Source organism: Tabrizicola flagellatus (genome assembly GCF_046295235.1).
In the GTDB taxonomy this organism is placed as follows: domain Bacteria; phylum Pseudomonadota; class Alphaproteobacteria; order Rhodobacterales; family Rhodobacteraceae; genus Tabrizicola; species Tabrizicola flagellata_A.
In genome coordinates this window covers 1-19375 of the sequence record NZ_JBKBLV010000052.1, presented here as the reverse complement: position 1 = coordinate 19375, position 19375 = coordinate 1, and the positions used below count along the sequence as shown (strand labels likewise).

General features: G+C 65.2%; 17 protein-coding genes and 1 tRNA gene. 1 reads left to right on the top strand and 17 read right to left on the bottom strand.

The window, feature by feature from the left end; translation table 11 throughout:
* The 12 genes from rpsL to ACK4IU_RS16955 form a co-directional block, all read right to left on the bottom strand.
* Positions 1-235: 30S ribosomal protein S12 (gene rpsL, locus ACK4IU_RS17010; protein ID WP_409737499.1), on the bottom strand; the 235-nt coding region annotated here is incomplete at its 3' end.
* 266 nt (positions 236-501) lie between these two features.
* Entirely contained in the window at positions 502-1380 is an 879-nt protein-coding gene (locus ACK4IU_RS17005) for a DMT family transporter (protein WP_409737496.1), read from the bottom strand.
* A 424-nt stretch (positions 1381-1804) separates the two neighbouring features.
* Positions 1805-6055 (bottom strand): DNA-directed RNA polymerase subunit beta', encoded by a 4251-nt coding sequence (gene rpoC, locus ACK4IU_RS17000; protein WP_409737493.1) that lies wholly within the window; start codon positions 6053-6055, stop codon positions 1805-1807.
* A gap of 81 nt (positions 6056-6136) precedes the next feature.
* Positions 6137-10270, bottom strand: a complete 4134-nt coding sequence (gene rpoB, locus ACK4IU_RS16995) for a DNA-directed RNA polymerase subunit beta (RefSeq protein ID WP_409737490.1) — start codon at positions 10268-10270, stop codon at positions 6137-6139.
* A gap of 237 nt (positions 10271-10507) precedes the next feature.
* Entirely contained in the window at positions 10508-10891 is a 384-nt protein-coding gene (gene rplL, locus ACK4IU_RS16990) for a 50S ribosomal protein L7/L12 (protein WP_409737487.1), read from the bottom strand.
* Positions 10892-10969: 78 nt separating this feature from the next.
* Positions 10970-11485, bottom strand: a complete 516-nt coding sequence (rplJ, locus tag ACK4IU_RS16985) for a 50S ribosomal protein L10 (RefSeq protein WP_409737484.1) — start codon at positions 11483-11485, stop codon at positions 10970-10972.
* A gap of 226 nt (positions 11486-11711) precedes the next feature.
* The gene (rplA, locus tag ACK4IU_RS16980) at positions 11712-12410 is read right to left on the bottom strand and encodes a 50S ribosomal protein L1 (RefSeq protein ID WP_409737482.1); all 699 of its coding nucleotides are present in this window, start codon (positions 12408-12410) and stop codon (positions 11712-11714) included.
* Positions 12411-12415: 5 nt separating this feature from the next.
* Positions 12416-12868 (bottom strand): 50S ribosomal protein L11, encoded by a 453-nt coding sequence (rplK, locus tag ACK4IU_RS16975; protein WP_409737479.1) that lies wholly within the window; start codon positions 12866-12868, stop codon positions 12416-12418.
* Between the two features lie 99 nt (positions 12869-12967).
* The gene (gene nusG, locus ACK4IU_RS16970; protein WP_149589328.1) at positions 12968-13501 is read right to left on the bottom strand and encodes a transcription termination/antitermination protein NusG; all 534 of its coding nucleotides are present in this window, start codon (positions 13499-13501) and stop codon (positions 12968-12970) included.
* A 155-nt stretch (positions 13502-13656) separates the two neighbouring features.
* Positions 13657-13848 (bottom strand): preprotein translocase subunit SecE, encoded by a 192-nt coding sequence (gene secE / locus ACK4IU_RS16965; RefSeq protein WP_409737476.1) that lies wholly within the window; start codon positions 13846-13848, stop codon positions 13657-13659.
* 400 nt (positions 13849-14248) lie between these two features.
* Positions 14249-14324 (bottom strand) — tRNA-Trp (locus ACK4IU_RS16960).
* 79 nt (positions 14325-14403) lie between these two features.
* On the bottom strand, positions 14404-15054 hold the full coding sequence (locus tag ACK4IU_RS16955) for a CatB-related O-acetyltransferase (RefSeq protein ID WP_409737473.1): 651 nt from the start codon (positions 15052-15054) through the stop codon (positions 14404-14406).
* A 195-nt stretch (positions 15055-15249) separates the two neighbouring features.
* On the opposite strand from ACK4IU_RS16955, the gene ACK4IU_RS16950 reads away from it, so the two are divergent.
* The gene (locus ACK4IU_RS16950) at positions 15250-16101 is read left to right on the top strand and encodes a hypothetical protein (protein ID WP_409737470.1); all 852 of its coding nucleotides are present in this window, start codon (positions 15250-15252) and stop codon (positions 16099-16101) included.
* Positions 16102-16172: 71 nt separating this feature from the next.
* Here the strand turns inward: ACK4IU_RS16950 and ACK4IU_RS16945 are convergent, their stop codons facing one another.
* The 5 genes from ACK4IU_RS16945 to ACK4IU_RS16925 all read right to left on the bottom strand — a co-directional run.
* Positions 16173-17744: a GMC family oxidoreductase gene (locus ACK4IU_RS16945; RefSeq protein ID WP_409737467.1), complete on the bottom strand. Its 1572-nt coding sequence runs from the start codon at positions 17742-17744 to the stop codon at positions 16173-16175.
* Between the two features lie 15 nt (positions 17745-17759).
* Positions 17760-18281: a Twin-arginine translocation pathway signal gene (locus ACK4IU_RS16940; protein ID WP_409737464.1), complete on the bottom strand. Its 522-nt coding sequence runs from the start codon at positions 18279-18281 to the stop codon at positions 17760-17762.
* Between the two features lie 49 nt (positions 18282-18330).
* Entirely contained in the window at positions 18331-18726 is a 396-nt protein-coding gene (locus tag ACK4IU_RS16935; protein ID WP_149589335.1) for a VOC family protein, read from the bottom strand.
* An 87-nt stretch (positions 18727-18813) separates the two neighbouring features.
* Positions 18814-19107: a ribbon-helix-helix domain-containing protein gene (locus ACK4IU_RS16930; RefSeq protein WP_409737460.1), complete on the bottom strand. Its 294-nt coding sequence runs from the start codon at positions 19105-19107 to the stop codon at positions 18814-18816.
* 147 nt (positions 19108-19254) lie between these two features.
* On the bottom strand, positions 19255-19375 hold a 121-nt coding region (locus ACK4IU_RS16925), incomplete at its 5' end, for a hypothetical protein (protein WP_409737502.1).

The window sequence follows — 19375 nt, the reverse complement described above, 5'->3', positions numbered from 1 at the left end:
CGGAGTGTTCCTGAAGGTTGTGCTTTTCGCCGGGGATGTAGGAGATGACCTCGAAACCGTTGGTCAGGCGCACCTTGGCGACTTTCCGCATGGCCGAGTTCGGCTTCTTCGGGGTGGTGGTATAGACGCGGGTGCAGACCCCACGCTTTTGCGGGCAGGCTTCCAGGTGCTGCGACTTGGACTTCCGCGGCGCTGCTTCCCGGGGCTTCCGGATCAGCTGTTGAATCGTCGGCATTCACGTTCCTCGTTTCGATACTCGCCGGGTGCCACCCCGACGCCGCTTCTCGACCGTGCCCTGCGCGAATCGCAAAACACGAACACCGCACCCATCCCCAACGGGGATGACGCGGTGGAATTCCAGAGGATCGGGGCATTGCGGCCCGGATCATGACCACTTCAAGCGCTCTGAGCCCTTGGACAGAGGCAGACCTCGCCCATCGGGTTGGCGGGCGTATAGGGGGAATCGGCTGGGGTGTCAATGGACGCCCCGTGCCCCGCCGGTCAGGCCTTCTGGCGGCGAAGCTGGCGTTCTCGCCAGAGGGTGAAGAGACCCGCGCCGACGACGATGGCCGCCCCGACCAGCGTCCAGAAGTCGGGCAGGTTGCCGAAGACAAGGAAGCCCAGCGCAATGGCCCAGAGGAGCGAGGTGTAGCGGAAGGGGGCAACCAGCCCGATGTCGCCGTGGCGCATGGCGCTGACCGAGGTCAGGTAGCCGACGATGAGGAAAAGACCGGCGCCCAGGACGCGGGCGGCCTCCCAGGCGTCGGGCCTTTGCCAGCCCTGGAAGGCGGTGCCGGTCCAGCCCATCAGCGTTACCGCGACCGCCGCGCCCAGGGCCACCAGGGTCGAGGGAATGTGGCCTTGCAGGGGCCGCACCGACAGGTCGCGCACCACGACGCAGGCCACCGAAGCAAGGCCGAGGAGCGACCAGCGGTCGAAGCCCTCGGTCCCCGGGCGGATGATGATGAGAACGCCGGCGAGGCCCACGAGGATCGCGGTCATCCGCCGCCAGCCGATCTTGTCGCCGTAGACGAGGGCCGCGCCGAGGGTGATCAGGAGGGGCAGCGCCTGGAGAAGCGCCGAGAGGTTGGCCAGCGGCATCCGCAGGAGGGCCTCGAGGAAGAAGACGGTGGCGGCCACGTCGGCCAGCGAGCGCAAGAGGATCAGGCCCGCGTCGCGCCGGTTCGGACGGAACCGGAAGGCTCCGGTCGCGAGGCAGAGGATCGTGAGTCCCGCCACCGCGATCAGTCCCCGCAGGCCAATGGTCTGAAACAGTGGCTGGGTCTGCGTCACCGACTTCATGAAGGTGTCGTTGATCGTGAATGCGGCCATTGAGGCGCACATCAGGAGGATGCCACGCAGGTTGTCGGAAATCGGCACTTCGGGGTCCTTCCCTGTCAGGGACTGGGTATCAAGCCCGATCGGAAAGGGGAAGCCTCCCCCCCGGCAGGACCGTGGTCCTTGGCCCACCGGGCGTCGTCCCAATGACCGGACGGTGCAAATCGCCCAGCCCGGCCTGGGGCGCTTAGCCCGCGAGCCGATCGGTTCCTCGAACCGATGGCGGCATCGATCGGCTACCCGGAGAGTATTTTCGAAAAGCGCAAGCTGCATTTGCCCTTTGCACAAATACTCCCGCCGGAGGCATCCCCGGCTGCCACCCTAGGATTGCCCCCCGGACACCAGGCCGCGGCAGCGCCGCGAGGGGGGGCTCGATGCCCCCGCGCGCGGCCCCCCGGTCGGAAATGCAAGACCCCCGCCGGTCCTTCGACCGGCGGGGGCCATTTCTGCCCGAAGGCCGCGCGTCTCAATCGCGGCTTTCGATCGTGTCGACGAGGCCCGAACCGAAGTCGCTTCCGACCTCGGGCTCCATCACGTCCATGGGCGCGGCAAGCGCCGCGGCCGCTTCCGCTTCGGACCGGCGCGCCTCGATCACGGTGTGGTCGCGCTCGGCGGCGATCTTCTTGACACGGCTCGTGGCGCCACCGGTGCCGGCCGGGATCAGCCGGCCGACGATGACGTTTTCCTTGAGCCCCAGGAGCTTGTCGCGCTTGCCCTGCACCGAAGCCTCGGTGAGGACGCGCGTCGTTTCCTGGAACGAGGCCGCCGAGATGAAGGACCGGGTCTGCAAGGACGCCTTGGTGATCCCGAGGAGGACCGGCTCGGCCTTGGCTTCGCGCCCGCCCCGGGCCACCGCCTTGGCGTTCTCTTCGTCCAGCTCGATCTTCTCGACCTGTTCGCCCTTCAGAAGCGTGGTGTCGCCACCGTCGAGGATCTCGAACTTCTGCAGCATCTGGCGAACGATGACCTCGATGTGCTTGTCGTTGATCTTCACGCCCTGCAGGCGATAGACGTCCTGCACCTCGTCGATCATGTAGTTGGCAAGCGCCTCGATCCCCATGATCCGCAGGATGTCGTGCGGAGCCGGGTTGCCATCCATGATGTAGTCGCCCTTCTGGACGAAGTCGCCTTCCTGGACTGGAATGTGCTTGCCCTTCGGGATCATGTACTCCATCGGCTGCAGCGTTTCATCGACCGGCTCGATGGTGATGCGGCGCTTGGACTTGTAGTCCTTGCCGAACCGCACATAGCCATCGCATTCGGCGATGATGGCGTGGTCCTTCGGACGACGGGCTTCGAACAGTTCCGCCACGCGGGGAAGACCCCCGGTGATGTCCTTGGTCTTGGCGCCTTCGCGTGGAATCCGCGCCACCACGTCGCCGGGCCGCAGTTCCTGGCCGTCCTCGACCGACAGGATCGCGTCCACAGACATGGCATAGGTGATCGGGTTGCCCGCTTCGTTGCGCACAGGCTCGCCGGTCGCCGGATCCATCACGATGATCTCGGGCTTGAGATCGCCGCCCTTCGGCACCGACCGCCAGTCCGAGACGATCTTCTGGGTCATGCCCGTGGCATCGTCGGTTTCCTCGCGCACCGAGATCCCCGCGACCAGGTCCTTGAACCGCGCGACCCCCGCCTTTTCGGCGATGATCGGCAGGGTGAAGGGGTCCCATTCGAAGAGCTTGGTGCCGCGCTTGACCGCCTCGCCTTCCTTGACGTGCAGCTTGGCGCCGTAGGTCAGCTTGTGCGCCGCGCGTTCCTGGCCCGCCTCGTCGATGATGGCGATGGACATGTTGCGGCCCACCACGATCTGCTCGCCCGCGGCGTTCTTCAGAAGATTGGCGTTGCGGAACTCGATCTTGCCTTCCTGCGACGCTTCCAGGAACGACTGCTGGCCACCCTGGGCCACGCCGCCGATGTGGAAGGTCCGCATGGTCAGCTGGGTGCCGGGTTCGCCGATCGACTGGGCGGCGATGATGCCGACCGCCTCGCCGATGTTGACCAGCGTGCCGCGCGCGAGGTCGCGCCCGTAGCAGAGCGCGCAGACGCCTTCTTCGGCCTCGCAGGTCAGCGGGCTGCGGATGCGGATCGAGGCCAGACCGGCCGCCGAGATGGCGTCGGCCTTGCGTTCGTCGATCAGCTCGCCCTTGGCCACGATCACCTCGTCCGAACCGGGGGCGACCACGTCCTCGGCCGCGACGCGACCCAGGACCCGTTCGCCCATCGGCACGATGACCTCGCCGTCATTGACCGCGGCCGAGGCCGTGATCGACTGTTCGGTGCCGCAGTCATGCACGCGGATGATGCAGTCCTGTGCCACATCCACCAGACGGCGGGTCAGGTAGCCCGAGTTCGCGGTCTTGAGCGCAGTGTCGGACAGGCCCTTCCGGGCGCCGTGGGTCGAGTTGAAGTATTCAAGAACGGTCAGACCTTCCTTGAAGTTCGAGATGATCGGCGTCTCGATGATCTCGCCCGACGGCTTGGCCATCAGGCCGCGCATCCCGCCGAGCTGCTTCATCTGGATGACCGAACCCCGGGCGCCGGAGTGGGCCATCATGTAGACCGAGTTCGGCTCCTTCTCGGCGCCGGTCTCGTCGGTGCGCGGCGCGGATATCGTGGCCATCATGGCCTCGGTCACCTTGTCGTTGCACTTGGTCCAGGCGTCGACGACCTTGTTGTACTTCTCGCCCTGGGTGATCAGGCCGTCGAGGTACTGCTGCTCGAAGCCGGCGACCTGTTCCTTGACCTCGTTCACGATCTCCCACTTGTTGTCGGGGATCACCATGTCGTCCTTGCCGAAGGAAATGCCGGCGCGGAAGGCTTCGCGGAAGCCGAGCGACATGATCTGGTCGCAGAAGATCACCGATTCCTTCTGGCCGCAGTAGCGATAGACGGTGTCGATGACGGTCTGGACGTCCTTCTTGCGCAGCAGCCGGTTGACCAGGTCGAACGGCGCCTTCGCGTTCAGCGGCAGAAGGTTGCCCAGCCGCAGACGGCCCGGGGTGGTGTCGAAGCGCTTCCAGACGATGTTGCCGGTCTCGTCCACCTGGCGCAGCCGCGCCTTGATCTTCGCGTGCAGGTGCACTTCGCCGGCGGCGAGGGCATGCTCGACCTCGTCGATGTCGGCGAAGGCCATGCCCTCGCCCTTCATGCCCTTGCGCTCCATCGTGACGTAGTAGAGGCCGAGGACCATGTCCTGCGACGGCACGATGATCGGGCTGCCGTTCGCGGGCGACAGCACGTTGTTCGTGGACATCATCAGAACGCGCGCTTCCAGCTGGGCCTCGAGGCTCAGCGGAACGTGCACGGCCATCTGGTCGCCGTCGAAGTCGGCGTTGAACGCCGAGCAGACCAGCGGGTGCAGCTGGATCGCCTTGCCTTCGATCAGGATCGGCTCGAAGGCCTGGATGCCCAGACGGTGCAGCGTCGGCGCGCGGTTCAGGAGAACCGGATGTTCGCGGATGACCTCATCCAGGATGTCCCAGACCTCCGGCCGCTCCTTCTCGACCAGCTTCTTGGCCTGCTTCACTGTCGAGGACAGGCCCTTGGCCTCCAGCCGCGAGTAGATGAAGGGCTTGAAGAGTTCCAAGGCCATCTTCTTCGGCAGGCCGCACTGGTGCAGCTTCAGTTCCGGGCCGGTCACGATGACCGAACGGCCCGAGAAGTCGACGCGCTTGCCCAGCAGGTTCTGGCGGAACCGGCCCTGCTTGCCCTTCAGCATGTCCGACAGCGACTTCAGCGGGCGCTTGTTGGTGCCCGTGATGACGCGGCCGCGACGGCCGTTGTCGAACAGCGCATCGACGGCTTCCTGCAGCATCCGCTTTTCGTTGCGGACGATGATGTCCGGCGCGCGAAGCTCGATCAGGCGCTTCAGGCGGTTGTTGCGGTTGATGACGCGACGGTAGAGGTCGTTGAGGTCCGACGTGGCGAAACGACCGCCGTCCAGGGGCACGAGCGGGCGCAGTTCCGGCGGGATCACCGGCAGGACGGTCAGGATCATCCATTCCGGGCGGTTGCCGGATTCCAGGAACGACTCGACGATCTTCAACCGCTTGATGATCTTCTTCGGCTTCAACTCGCCGGTGGCTTCCTTCAGTTCCTCGCGCAGCTGCTCGGCCGTCGCGTCCAGATCAATGGCCGCCAGCATCTCGCGGATCGCTTCCGCCCCGATGTTCGCGGTGAAGGCGTCGGCGCCGTACTGGTCCTGCGCGTCGAGGTATTCCTCTTCGGTCATCAGCTGGCCATAGGTCAGGTCGGTCAGCCCCGGCTCGATGACGACGTAGTTCTCGAAGTACAGGATGCGTTCCAGATCCCGCAGCGTCATGTCGAGCATGAGACCGATCCGGGACGGCAGCGACTTCAGGAACCAGATATGCGCGACGGGGGCGGCCAGTTCGATATGGCCCATCCGCTCACGCCGCACCTTCTGGAGCGTGACTTCAACGCCGCATTTCTCGCAGACGACGCCGCGATATTTCATGCGCTTGTACTTGCCGCAGAGGCATTCGTAGTCCTTGATCGGCCCGAAGATGCGGGCGCAGAACAGGCCGTCACGCTCGGGCTTGAAGGTCCGGTAGTTGATGGTTTCCGGCTTCTTGATCTCGCCATAGGACCAGCTCAGGATCCGCTCGGGCGATGCCAAGCTGATCTTGATCTCGTCGAAGGTCTTGACCGGAGCAACCGGGTTGAAGGGGTTGGTCGAGAGTTCCTGGTTCATTTCATCTTCCCAATCAGAGGGTTGCGGTCAGAGGAGCCGGTTTCTTCGAAGAAACCGGCCCGGAATTTTCGAAAATTCCGGTCACTCCTCCTCCGCATCCAGGAGTTCCATGTTGAGGCCGAGGCCCCGCACTTCCTTGACGAGGACGTTGAACGATTCCGGCACACCGGCCTCGAAGTTGTCCTCGCCCTTGACGATCGACTCGTAGACCTTGGTCCGGCCTGCCACATCGTCCGACTTCACCGTCAGCATTTCCTGCAGGGTGTAGGCGGCGCCGTAGGCTTCGAGCGCCCAGACCTCCATCTCGCCGAGACGCTGGCCGCCGAACTGCGCCTTGCCGCCCAGCGGTTGCTGAGTGACGAGCGAGTACGGGCCGGTGGACCGGGCGTGCAGCTTGTCGTCGACCAGGTGGTGCAGCTTGAGCATGTACTTCACGCCCACCGTCACCTTGCGCTGGAACTGCTCGCCGGTGCGGCCGTCGAACACCACGGACTGGCCCGAGGTGTCAAAGCCCGCACGGCGCAGCGCGTCGTTCACGTCGGCTTCCTTGGCGCCATCGAAGACCGGCGTGGCGATCGGCACCCCTTTCGAGACGTTCTGGGCGAGTTCGAGGAATTCATCCTCGTCCCGGCCCGCGAAAGCCTCTTCATAGGTCTCGTCGCCATAGGCAAGGCGCATGGCTTCCCGCACCGGGGTCATGTCCCCGGACCGGCGGTATTCTTTAAGCGCCTCGTCGATCTTCAGACCCAAGCCGCGCGCGGCCCAGCCCATGTGGGTTTCGAGGATCTGGCCCACGTTCATCCGGCTCGGCACGCCAAGCGGGTTCAGCACCAGATCGACCGGGGTGCCATCCGCGAGAAACGGCATGTCCTCCATCGGCACGACCTTCGAGATGACGCCCTTGTTGCCGTGACGGCCGGCCATCTTGTCGCCCGGCTGCAGCTTGCGCTTCACCGCGACGAAGACCTTGACCATCTTCATCACGCCCGGAGGCAGGTCGTCGCCACGGCGCACCTTTTCGACCTTGTCGTCGAAACGGTGGTCGAGCGCGCGCTTCTGCGCCTCGAACTGGTCGTGCAGCGCCTCTACTTCCTTGGCGTCGCTTTCTTCGCCCAGGGCCAGCTGCCACCACTGGCCGCGGCTCAGAGTGGACAGCAGTTCTTCGTCGATGGTCGAACCCGCCTTGATGCCCTTCGGCCCCTTCACGGCGGTCTTGCCCAGGATCAGCGACTTCAGACGCGCGTAGATGTTGCGTTCCAGGATCGCCAACTCGTCGTCGCGGTCGCGGGCGAGGCGTTCGACTTCCTCACGCTCAATCTGAAGGGCGCGTTCGTCCTTGTCCACGCCGTGGCGGTTGAACACGCGCACCTCGACGATCGTGCCGTAGGCGCCCGGGGGCAGCCGCAGCGAGGTGTCGCGGACGTCCGAGGCCTTTTCGCCGAAGATCGCGCGGAGAAGCTTTTCCTCCGGCGTCATCGGGCTTTCGCCCTTGGGGGTGATCTTGCCGACAAGGATGTCGCCCGGCTGCACTTCGGCCCCGATGTAGACGATGCCCGCCTCGTCGAGGTTGCGCAGCGCCTCTTCGCCCACGTTCGGAATGTCGCGGGTGATTTCCTCCGGCCCCAGTTTCGTATCCCGGGCGGCGACTTCGTATTCCTCGATGTGGATCGAGGTGAAGACGTCGTCGCGCAGGATGCGTTCCGAGATCAGGATCGAGTCTTCGTAGTTGTAGCCGTTCCACGGCATGAAGGCGACGACGACGTTCCGGCCGAGGGCCAGTTCGCCCATGTCGGTGCAGGGGCCGTCGGCAATGACCTCGCCGCGCTTCACGGTGTCACCCACCTTCACCAGCGGGCGCTGGTTGATGCAGGAGGACTGGTTCGACCGCTTGAACTTGCGCAGACGGTAGATGTCGACGCCGGGTTCGCCCGGTTCCAGCATTTCCGTGGCGCGCACGACGATACGGGTCGCATCGACCTGGTCGATCACGCCGGCGCGGCGGGCCATGATGGCGGCGCCGGAGTCACGCGCGACGACCGCCTCGATCCCGGTGCCGACGAAGGGGGCATCGGATTGCAAGAGCGGCACGGCCTGACGCTGCATGTTCGAGCCCATCAGAGCGCGGTTGGCGTCGTCGTTTTCGAGGAACGGGATCAGCGAGGCCGCGACCGACACCAGCTGCTTCGGCGACACGTCGATCAGGTCGATCGCGTCCGGCGGGTTCAGCATGAATTCCCCGGCCTTCCGGCTGGAGATCAGGTCGTCGGTAAAGCGCCCCTCGGCGTCCTGCGCCGCGTTCGCCTGGGCGACGGTGTGGCGCATTTCCTCGGTGGCCGACATGTAGACGACCTCGTCGGTCACCTTGCCGTCGATCACCTTGCGGTAGGGGGTCTCGATGAAGCCGTACTTGTTCACCCGGGCGAAGGTGGCCAGCGAGTTGATGAGGCCGATGTTCTGGCCTTCCGGCGTCTCGATCGGGCACATCCGTCCGTAATGGGTCGGGTGAACGTCGCGGACTTCGAAGCCCGCACGCTCACGCGTCAGACCGCCCGGCCCGAGGGCCGAGAGACGGCGCTTGTGGGTGACTTCCGACAGCGGGTTGGTCTGGTCCATGAACTGCGACAGCTGGCTGCTGCCGAAGAATTCACGGACAGCGGCCGCCGCCGGTTTCGCATTGATCAGGTCCTGCGGCATGATCGTGTCGATTTCGACCGAGGACATGCGTTCCTTGATCGCGCGCTCCATCCGCAGAAGGCCGACGCGATACTGGTTCTCCATCAGCTCGCCGACCGAGCGCACCCGGCGGTTGCCAAGGTGGTCGATGTCGTCGATCTCGCCCTTGCCGTCGCGCAGCTCGCAGAGCGCCTTGACACAGGCGATGATGTCCTCCCGGTCGAGCGTGCGCTGGGTGTCCGGCTTGTCGAGGTCGAGCCGCATGTTCATCTTGACCCGGCCCACGGCCGAGAGGTCATAGCGTTCCTTGTCGAAGAACAGCGTGTCGAACAGCGCGCTGGCCGCTTCGACGGTCGGCGGCTCGCCCGGACGCATGACGCGGTAGATGTCCATGAGCGCGGTGTCGCGGCCCATGTTCTTGTCTGCCGCCATGGTGTTGCGGATGTAGGGGCCGACGTTGACGTTGTCGATGTCGAGCACCGGGATGTCGGTGATGCCCTGGTCGAGCAGAAGCTTGACCGTGCCGCCCTTCACCTCGCCGTCGCGGTCCAGTTCCCAGGTCAGCTCGTCGCCGGCCTCGACCCAGATCTCGCCGGTTTCCTCGTTGATGATGTCCTTGGCGACATAGCGGCCGAGGATGTGGTCGAAGGGCACCAGAAGCTCGGTGACGACGCCCTCGTCCTTCCACTTCTTCACCATCCGCGGCGTGGCCTTGTCGCCCGCCTTCAGGATCACCTCGCCCGTGGCCGCATCGACCAGGTCATAGGTCGGACGGGTGCCCGAGACGCGCTGCGGGAAGAACTTCGTGACCCAGCCCTTGTTCTTCACATACCGGAAGTTCACCGAGTCGTAATAGGCATCCATGATGCCTTCCTGGTCCATGCCGAGGGCATAGAGCAGCGTCGTCACCGGCAGTTTCCGGCGGCGGTCGATACGAGCGAAGACGATGTCCTTGGCGTCGAACTCGAAGTCCAGCCACGAGCCGCGATACGGGATGATGCGGCAGGCGAAGAGAAGCTTGCCCGAGGAATGGGTCTTGCCCTTGTCATGGTCGAAGAACACGCCGGGGGACCGGTGCATCTGGCTGACGATCACCCGCTCGGTCCCGTTCACGATGAACGTCCCGTTCGAGGTCATCAGGGGCATGTCGCCCATGTAGACATCCTGTTCCTTGATGTCCTTCACCGACTTGGCCCCGGTGGTCTCGTCGACGTCGAACACGATCAGGCGCAGCGTCACCTTGAGCGGCGCGGCATAGGTCATGTCGCGGCTCTGGCATTCGTCCACGTCGTACTTGGGCTTTTCCAGCTCGTACTTGACGAATTCGAGGACCGCAGTCTCGTTGAAGTCCTTGATCGGGAAGACCGACTGGAAGGTGCCTTGCAGCCCTTCGCCGTCCATAGGCTTGTCGCCATCACCGGACCGCAGGAAGAGGTCGTAGGATGATTTCTGAACCTCGATCAGGTTCGGCATCTCCAGCACTTCGCGGATCTTCCCGTAATGCCGGCGGATGCGTTTCTGGCCAACATAAGCTTGCGCCATGTGTCTGGTCACCTTTCCGTGTTTCGCTGGCGCACAACCCGTCGGGCCACGGGCGCGCGCCGCTTGCGAAGAGACCGATGGGTTCAATTCGTGCCGCCCGTCCCGAAGGGTGGCTCCCGAACCCGCCGCGTCTGGAAAGAGGTCTTCGCCCGAAGGCCCCTTTCAAGACGCGCACGGCTGGGACCGAATTCCTCGACCCCAGCCCTGCTGTTTGCCGGGGTTGCCCCCGATGTCCGATTACTTCAGCTCGGCCTTGGCGCCAGCTTCCTCGAACTTCTTCTTCATCGCCTCGGCGTCGGCTTTCGAGACGCCTTCCTTGATCTTGCCGCCGGCTTCGGTCAGGTCCTTGGCTTCCTTGAGGCCCAGGCCCGTCAGTTCGCGGACGACCTTGATCACGTTGATCTTGTTCGCGCCGGCGTCGGTCAGGACGACGTCGAACTCGGTCTTCTCTTCTTCGGCGGCAGCGGCAGCACCGCCAGCGCCCGGAGCAGCAGCCATCATGACGGCGCCACCGGCGGCCGGCTCGATGCCGTACTTGTCCTTCAGGATGGTCTTCAGTTCCTGCGCCTGCAGGAGGGTCAGACCGACGATCTCTTCGGCGAGTTTGTTCAGATCAGCCATTTTTCACGTTCCGTATGTTGAGATGGGTTCCAACGGTGCGGGGTCAACCACAACCGGGATGAAAGGATCAGGCCCCGACTAGGCGGCAGCCTTCTCCTCGATGGTCGACAGGATGCTTGCGATGTTCGAAGCAGGCGCGCCAATGGCCCCGGCGATGTTCGACGCGGGCGCACCGATGCACGACACGATCTGAGCGATAAGCTCTTCACGCGACGGCATGGCGGCCACGGCCTTGACACCGGCCTGGTCCAGAACCGTTTCGCCCATGGCCCCGCCGATGATGACGAACTTGTCGTTCGTCTTGGCGTAGGCCTCGCAGACCTTGGCCGCAGCCACGGGGTCTTCCGAGAAGGACAGCACGGTCATGCCCGTGAGCAGGTCACCCATCTTTGCAGCGGGCTTCCCTTCAAGGGCGATCTTGGCGAGCGTGTTCTTGGCAACGCGAACGGACCCGCCCACTTCGCGAAGCTTCGCGCGCAGGTCCTGCATCTGTGCAACCGTCATCCCGGTGTAGTGGGCAACCACCACAACGCCAGAGCTTTCGAAGATCTGGCCGAGTTCCTCGACCACTTTCTCTTTCTGGGCTCTATCCACAGTTTCACTCCAAGGTTGGGGGTTTCCCCCCGGCTCATGTTTGTCCCGGATCACGTCCGGGACGTCGGGTCCGCAACGGTTCCCGAGCCAAGACCGCCCGAAGGCGCCTTCAATCTCGTTCCCCATCTCAGGCAGGATTTATGGTGTTTGCGCACCACCCACCGTCTCGGACAGAACCGGGCGTTTCCGCCCGGGTAGGCCCCTTCCCTCGCGGGTCGGGATTTCGTTACGCCTGGGTCGCCGAGGCGATGTCCACCGACACCCCCGGGCCCATGGTCGAGGACACCGAGACCTTCTTCAGGTAGGTTCCCTTGGCGCCGGCCGGCTTGGCCTTCGACACCGCGTCCACGAAGGCGCGGATGTTCTGGGCCAGCTTCGCCTCGTCGAACGAGACCTTGCCGACGCCAGCGTGGATCACGCCGGCCTTCTCGACCTTGAACTGGACCTCGCCGCCCTTCGCGCCCTCGACGGCGGACTTCACGTCCATCGTCACGGTGCCGACCTTCGGGTTCGGCATCAGGTTGCGCGGGCCGAGAATCTTGCCGAGGCGACCGACGAGCGGCATCATGTCCGGGGTCGCGATGCAGCGGTCGAACTCGATCTTGCCCTGCTGGATCGTCTCCATCAGGTCTTCTGCGCCCACGATGTCGGCACCCGCGGCCTTGGCCTCATCGGCCTTGGCGCCGCGCGCGAAGACGGCGACGCGGACGGTCTTGCCGGTGCCGTTCGGCAGGGCCACCACACCACGGACCATCTGGTCGGCGTGACGCGGATCGACGCCCAGGTTCATCGCGATCTCGACGGTCTCGTCGAACTTGGCCGAAGCGGCCTGCTTGACCAGCTTGACGGCCTCCTCGACCGACAGGTTCGCCTTGCCAGCGAAAAGCTCGTTCGCCTTGGCGATACGTTTTGCAACTTTTGCCATGGTTCTCAGCCCTTCACTTCGATGCCGCAGGACTTGGCCGAGCCAAGGATGATCTGCATCGCGGCCTCGATCGAGTTCGCGTTCAGGTCCTTCATCTTGGTCTCGGCGATCTTGCGCAGCTGGGCCGCGGTGATCGTGCCGGCGGTCTCACGACCCGGCTTCGTCGCGCCCTTCGAGCGCGAGCGCTTGCCGACCGGGGGCAGACCTGCAGCCTGCTTGATCAGGAACGAGGCCGGCGGGGTCTTCAACTCGAGGCTGAACGACTTGTCCTGGTAGTAGGTGATGATGACCGGCGTGGGCGTGCCCGGCGGGATGTCGGCGGTCTTCGCGTTGAATTCCTTCACGAAGGCCATGATGTTCAGCCCGCGCTGACCCAGCGCGGGGCCGACCGGCGGCGACGGGTTGGCCTGCTGGGCCTTCACTTGCAGCTTGAGGCTGCCGATAATCTTCTTGGCCATCTGGCCTTCTCCTTTGTCACTGCATCCAAAGATGCGGTTTAGTGGTCCGGTCCGTCATGCCGGATCAAACCCGGCACGCTCGCCTCCCACGCGATACACTCAGGCCCCTTTCGAGACCTGGGTGAATTCCAGTTCAACGGGCGTCGCCCGACCGAAGATCGACACGGTGACCTTCAGGCGGCTGTGCGCCTCGTCCACGTCCTCGACCATGCCCGAGAAGCCCTCGAACGGGCCGTCCGTCACCTGCACCGTCTCGCCGATGTCGAAACGGATCAGGTTGCGCGGCGCCTCCTGGCCTTCCTCGACCCGGTTCAGGATCGCGTTGACCTCGCTGTCGCGCATCGGCATCGGCTTGCCCTGGGGGCCAAGGAAGCCGGTGACGCGGTTGATCGACGAGATCAGGTGATAGCCGCGGTTCGACATTTCCATGTGCACCAGCACATAGCCCGGCATGAAGCGGCGTTCGGACGTGACCTTCTTGCCGCGACGGACCTCGATCACCTCTTCGGTCGGCACCAGGACCTCGTCGATCTCGTCCTGCAGGCCGGCCTCGGCGACGGCGGTCTTGATCTGCTCGGCCACCTTCTTCTCGAAGTTCGAGAGAACGCTCACCGAATACCAGCGTTTCGCCATCGTGCCTGCTTCCTTGCTGCCCGGGCCATTCGGCCCATCTTCATCGTGTCCCGGAACAAAAAACAGCGCGCACCCCGAATCGATGCGCGCCGGTGTCCCTTTGGTTGCGGCGGGGTTTATCCCCTGCCCGCCGTCTTTTCAAGGGGAATCCGGGGTCAGGCGCCGATGATGTAGTGAAGCGCGGTCCGGATCGCCAGATCGACCAGACTGAAGAAGGTCGCCGCCAGCGCCGAAAGGATGAAAACCATCAGCGTCGTAAGGAGCACTTCGCGCCGGGTGGGCCAGACCACCTTGGCGACTTCGGCGCGCACCTGCTGGAGGAACTGAAGGGGGTTCGTGGTCGACATGAGGATTCCAAGGTTGGGTCGCAGCGCAGATACGACCTATGGCGCCGGATTTCAAGCGTGACCGGGACGCCCCCCTCGGAGTGAACCCCAGTGGGACTGGAAGCCCCTGGCGACGCACCAGGCCGGGCGGGTGGATGATGGATGCCCACCGTATCGCGGTCAGCCGGGCACCCGATCCGCGCGGCTGGCGCCCCGCGTCCTTGGGTTCCGAAGGGTGCGGTGCCGTTCTGCCTGCCCGGTTCCGATGGCTGACGACGCGATCTGCAAAGGCTTCCACCAGCCGGACGCAGGCATGGGTTGTCGCCATGTCCTGTCTGGTCAGGTCCGATGCCAACCGAGAGCGCTGGACCCGTCCGGGCTTCCCCACGCTGGTCCGGGCCGCGTCATGTGATGGGAGGGATGGCAGGGGCAGCAGGGCTCGAACCCGCGACCTACGGTTTTGGAGACCGTCGCTCTACCAGCTGAGCTATACCCCTACGCGGAGGCTGGGTTACGGCAGGCGACGCGGGAGGTCAAGGGATTCTCTCGCCGCGCTCCGGCCGTTTCCCCGCCGCCTCACCCGGACGGCCCCAACGCACGCAGGGCCGCCAGGTCGCCGGCCAGAAGCGCGGGCACGGCCGCCCGGATCCGATCGAGCGGCCAGTCCCACCAGGCAACGTCGAGCAGCAGCGCCACCGTCGCGGGTGCAAAGCGCGGGCGGACCGGTCGCGCGGGGTTTCCGGCGACGATCGTGTAGGGATCCACGTCGCGGGCGACGACCGCACCGGCGCCCAGTATCGCGCCGCTGCCCACCCGGACGCCCGGCAGCACCAGCACGCCGTGCCCGATCCAGACATCGTGTCCGATGACCGTATCGGGCAGGCCGGTGAAGCTGTCACGGTAGTCAGTGATGTCGGCGGGATCGAAGACCGGGAAGGGGAAGGTGGTCAGCCCGTCCATCGCATGGTTCGCCGAAGCGGTGATGAAGCGCGCACCATGTGCGATCTGGCAGAACCGGCCGATCTCCAGCCGTTCCGGTGCGCCGGGATAGAGATAAGGCGCAAGCCGGGCCGCCCAGTCGGCGGGCGGATCGAAATCATTGGCGTAGGTGAAATCGCCGATGCGGATGTTCGGATGGTCGATAACCTGGTTCAAATGGACCATGTTCGGCGGCGTTGGGCCGTCAGGCAGCACCACAGGGTGCCGAAGTGTCGGATCAAGAGGCATGTCAGGACCTTTCGGGAACGGTTCGGGGAACGGTTCAGCCTGTCAGGTCCATCGCAGCCTCCTGTTGCACCGCTTCAGCATAGCACGGCCCCGCCCGATTGCGAAGGCAGATCCTGCAACGCGGCGGCGAAGTCGTGCGCGGAGTGGTCTGGAACATGGACCCCGGCTTGCATAACCTGCAGCCGGGAGGACCACATGCCGTCCGTGGCCGACATCGAGGCAGAGTTCGCGGCGCGGCCCTGGCGGGCCCTGTCTCCGGCCGATCTTGGCCCGGCGGCAGAGGTGCCCACCATGCTGACCCCCGAAGAGCGGCTGCTCTACCACTGGCTGGGGAGACGGGTGCAGGGCGAGGGCGCGACGGTGGATCTTGGCGCCTATGCCGGGGGCTCGGCCGCGCGCCTGCTGTCCGGGCTGGCGTTGTCGGGCCGGCAATTTCACGTCCACAGCTACGACCGGTTCCGATCCTCCCGGGCCTTCTGGTCAAGGTTCATGCCCGACGAACCCCTTCCCGAGACCGACGATGCCGACCTCCTGCCCGTGGTCCGGCGCCATCTCGCCCCCTGGGAGGGGCATGTTACGCTGCACATAGGCGATATCGCCGAAAAGCGCTGGACCGGCGGGCCGATCGAGATCCTCTCGGTCGACGCGGCCAAGGGCGCGGCGATTGCCGACCATATCGCGGCCGAGTTCTTTCCCGCGCTGGTCCCCGGCCGGTCGATCCTGGTGCAGCAGGATTACCTCATGGCCGTGCAGCCTTGGCTTCCAGCGCAGATGGTGGCCCTGCGCGACTGCTTTGTGCCCCTTGCCCATGTGCCGCGGGTGGGCCTTGTGTTCCTGTCGGTGGGTGCGGTGACGTCCGCGGCGCTGGCATCCGCGCGGGTCGGGCAGCTGACCGACGGCAAGCTGATGCAAAGGGTGCGCGATGCGGCGGCCTGGCACGATGGAATGGTGCCGCGGGGCCGGTTCAAGGCCATGCTTGAACAGGTCAAGGCCAATCCCGGCGTGCGGCTTGGCTGGCAGATGAAGCATGCTGCGAGACGGAAATAGGCGGGCGCCGCCTGGGGCACGGGCCCGCCCAATTTCCCCGGGCCGAGGGTGTCCCCGGCCCAAGACCAGTGTCAGATGTTGCCGGCGCTCATCTCGCGGGCGATGTGGTCGGCCTGGCGGATCGCCAGCGCGACGATGGTCAGCGTCGGGTTTTCCGCTGCGCCGGTGGTGAACTGCGAGCCGTCCGAGACGAAGAGGTTCGCGATGTCGTGGGTCTGGCCCCACTTGTTCACCACGCCGTCCTTGGCCTTTTCCGACATCCGGTTGGTGCCGAGGTTGTGGGTGGATGGATAGGGCGGCGTCGGGAAGGCGCGGGTGGCCCCCACCGCCTCGTAGATCGCCATGCCCTGCTTGTAGGCGTGGTTGCGCATCGCGATGTCGTTCGGATGGTCGTCGAAGTTGACGTTGGCGACCGGCAGCCCGTGCTGGTCCTTCACGTCCGACAGCGTGACCCCGTTCGTCAGCTGCGGCATATCCTCGCCCACGATCCACATGCCGGCCATGTTCTCGTAATGGTCAAGCGCCGTGGTGAATCCGCGGCCCCAGCCGCCGGGGTTGAGGAAGGCGGCCATGAACGGGAGACCCAGCGACAGCGTCTCGAGTTCATAGCCCCCGACAAAGCCGCGCGACGGGTCGTGCCGCGCCTCGTCCTGCACGATCCCCGCCATGGTCGTGCCGCGCCACATGCGCACCGGCTTGTCGAAGATCGCATAGACCGACCCGGTGGTGTGGCGCATGTAGTTCTTGCCTACCATGCCGGAAGAATTCGCCAGCCCGTCCGGGAACATGCTGGAGGCCGAGTTCAGCAGGAGCCGCGGGCTTTCGAACGAGTTGCCGGCGACGCAGACGATCCGCGCCTTCTGCATCTGCAGGTTGCCGTCCTTGTCGAAATACTCGACTCCGGTGACCTTCCCCGCCTCGTTGTGCAGGATGCGCGCGACATGGCTGCGCTCGCGCACTTCCAGGTTGCCCGTCGCCTCGCCCTCGGGGATGTCGGTATAGGCGGCTGACCACTTGGCCCCCCATTTGCAGCCCTGAAAGCAGAAGCCCGTCTGCTGGCAGGAGATCCGGTTGCCCGTCGCGTCCGAGGACTGGATCGCCATGCGGCCGGTGTGGACCTCCTTGTAGCCCAGGGCCTTCGCGCCCTTCTCGAAGACCAGGTAGTTGTTGTTCCCCGGCAGGCCCGGACGGTTGCCGGTGCGCGTCACGCCCAGCTTGTCCTCGGCCTTCTCGTACCAGGGCGCCATCTCGGCCGCGTCGATCGGCCAGTCCAGCAGGTTCGCCCCCTCGACCGTGCCATAGGTGGTCAGCGCCTTCCACTCGTGCTCCTGGAACCGGATCGAGGCGCCGGCCCAGTGCGTCGTGGTGCCGCCCACGGCCTTCACGATCCAGGCCGGCAGCGTCGCGAAGTCCTTGTGGACGCGCCAGGAGCCGCTGGTCGTCCGGGCGTCGAGCCAGGCCAGCTGGCCGAACGACTCCCATTCGTCGTTGATGTAGTCCTCGGGCAGATAGCGCCCGCCGGCCTCCAGCGCGACGACCTTGACGCCCTTCTGCGCCAGTTCGTTCGCCAAGACCCCGCCGCCCGCGCCGGTGCCGATGATGACGACCACCGAGTCGTCGTTCAGGTCGAATTTCGCAGCCATCTCAGCGGCCCTCCCTTACAGCCAGTCGATGTCGTTGAAGCCGCGCTCGATGTAGCCACCCTGGGAGAAGCTTTCCCCCTGGTAGCCGAAGATCGGCCAGACCTCTTTCTGGTTGTATAGCCCGGTCACCAGCCCAGCCCGGATCGTCTGGAAGAAGGGCGTGGTCTCGATGGACTGAAGAAGCTTCACACGGTCCTCCTCCCAGCCTGCCGCGACATAGCTGTCGAAGCCGGCGGCCTTGGCGGCGGCGTCCAGCGCCGCTACGCCCTCGGCCACGAAGTCCTTCTGCTCGGCGCTGTCATAGCCCTTGACGGCCACCACGTAGAAACGGTCCGCCACCTGGTCATGCGGGTAGATGTCGCGCGCCATCTGCAAAAGCGTGGCCATCTGCTCGGGCGTGATCGTCGTCACCTCGACCGCCCAGGCGGCGTCGGGCGCGGCGATGAAGCCGGTCCCCACCACCGCAAGCGCACCTGCGGACAGGCCGCGAGACAGGAGCTGACGCCGGGTCAGCCCCCTAAGGTCATGTTTCGTCATGGTTTCCTCCCTGTTGTCTGGCCGGGCACTGGCCGCCTCCCCTCCTCCTCTAGAGGAAGCGGCCGCCCCGCTGGATGACCTCGATCTGGTAGCCATCGGGGTCGGCGATGAAGAAGAACTTGGCGACCGGCGTGTCGCCGTTGCGGAAGTCGACGACCTTGCGGGGGGCAAGACCGGCGGCGGTCAGGCGGGCGTGCTCGGCCTCGACATCCGGCACGCTGACCGCGAGATGGCCGTAGCCGTCGCCCAGGTTGTAGGCCTCGGTGCGGCCCTTGTTGACCGTCAGTTCCAGCTCGAAGCTCTGGTCGGCGTTCGACAGGTAGATCAGCGTGAAGCCGTCGAAATCCAGCCGGTCCGCGACCTTCAGCCCGAAGGCCGTGTCGTAGAACGCGACCGAGCGCGCCTCGTCCAGCACGCGCACCATCGAATGAATCAGCTTGGCCATCAGGTCCCCCGGCAGTTCCGTCTATCTGGTAAGATTAACGGACCAATTTCGGAGGCGGGTAGTACGGGAATACTACAGGCGGTTTTTCTACTCGGCCGCGAACCGGCCTTGCGGGACCTGATCCAGCTCGCCCAGGTGGATCATGCAGGCGCAGCGCAGCAGAGAGGTGAAGTTCGTCGCTTCGCCATGCTGTTCCAGCACTTCGGAATGCAGCTTGGACAGGAAGGCCGGCGTCGAGGATCCATCCTTCGCCGCCATCTGGTCGACGATGCCCCAGAAGGCGCGTTCCAGCCGGATGCTGGTGGATTGCCCGTTAAGCCGCAGGCGGCGGGTGACATATTCATAGCGGGCCGGGTCCTGCCCGGCGAACATCTGACACATCGCTGGCCCCTCCCATGTGGTCAGAGGGTCAGTGTGGGACGTGTCGCGCGAATCGTCAAATCAAGCTTGCGGCCCAAGGAAAAAGGGCCGCCCCGAAGGACGGCCCTGTCCAGAGGACGGTGCGCTGTAGCGCACCCTACGCTGTAATCAGGCGATGATTTTCGAGACGACGCCGGCGCCGACGGTGCGGCCGCCTTCGCGGATGGCGAAGCGCAGCTTCTCTTCCATCGCGATCGGGGCGATCAGCTCGACCTCGAACTTCAGGTTG

Excerpts from the sequence above, each read along its gene's own strand:
- rpoC (WP_409737493.1), bottom strand. The coding sequence starts at position 6,055 with ATGAACCAGGAACTCTCGACCAACCCCTTCAACCCGGTTGCTCCGGTC.
- rpoB (WP_409737490.1), bottom strand. The coding sequence starts at position 10,270 with ATGGCGCAAGCTTATGTTGGCCAGAAACGCATCCGCCGGCATTACGGG.
- rplL (WP_409737487.1), bottom strand. The coding sequence starts at position 10,891 with ATGGCTGATCTGAACAAACTCGCCGAAGAGATCGTCGGTCTGACCCTC.
- rplA (WP_409737482.1), bottom strand. The coding sequence starts at position 12,410 with ATGGCAAAAGTTGCAAAACGTATCGCCAAGGCGAACGAGCTTTTCGCT.
- rplK (WP_409737479.1), bottom strand. The coding sequence starts at position 12,868 with ATGGCCAAGAAGATTATCGGCAGCCTCAAGCTGCAAGTGAAGGCCCAG.
- nusG (WP_149589328.1), bottom strand. The coding sequence starts at position 13,501 with ATGGCGAAACGCTGGTATTCGGTGAGCGTTCTCTCGAACTTCGAGAAG.
- secE (WP_409737476.1), bottom strand. The coding sequence starts at position 13,848 with ATGTCGACCACGAACCCCCTTCAGTTCCTCCAGCAGGTGCGCGCCGAA.
- ACK4IU_RS16955 (WP_409737473.1), bottom strand. The coding sequence starts at position 15,054 with ATGCCTCTTGATCCGACACTTCGGCACCCTGTGGTGCTGCCTGACGGC.
- ACK4IU_RS16950 (WP_409737470.1), top strand. The coding sequence starts at position 15,250 with ATGCCGTCCGTGGCCGACATCGAGGCAGAGTTCGCGGCGCGGCCCTGG.
- ACK4IU_RS16945 (WP_409737467.1), bottom strand. The coding sequence starts at position 17,744 with ATGGCTGCGAAATTCGACCTGAACGACGACTCGGTGGTCGTCATCATC.
- ACK4IU_RS16940 (WP_409737464.1), bottom strand. The coding sequence starts at position 18,281 with ATGACGAAACATGACCTTAGGGGGCTGACCCGGCGTCAGCTCCTGTCT.
- ACK4IU_RS16935 (WP_149589335.1), bottom strand. The coding sequence starts at position 18,726 with ATGGCCAAGCTGATTCATTCGATGGTGCGCGTGCTGGACGAGGCGCGC.
- ACK4IU_RS16930 (WP_409737460.1), bottom strand. The coding sequence starts at position 19,107 with ATGTGTCAGATGTTCGCCGGGCAGGACCCGGCCCGCTATGAATATGTC.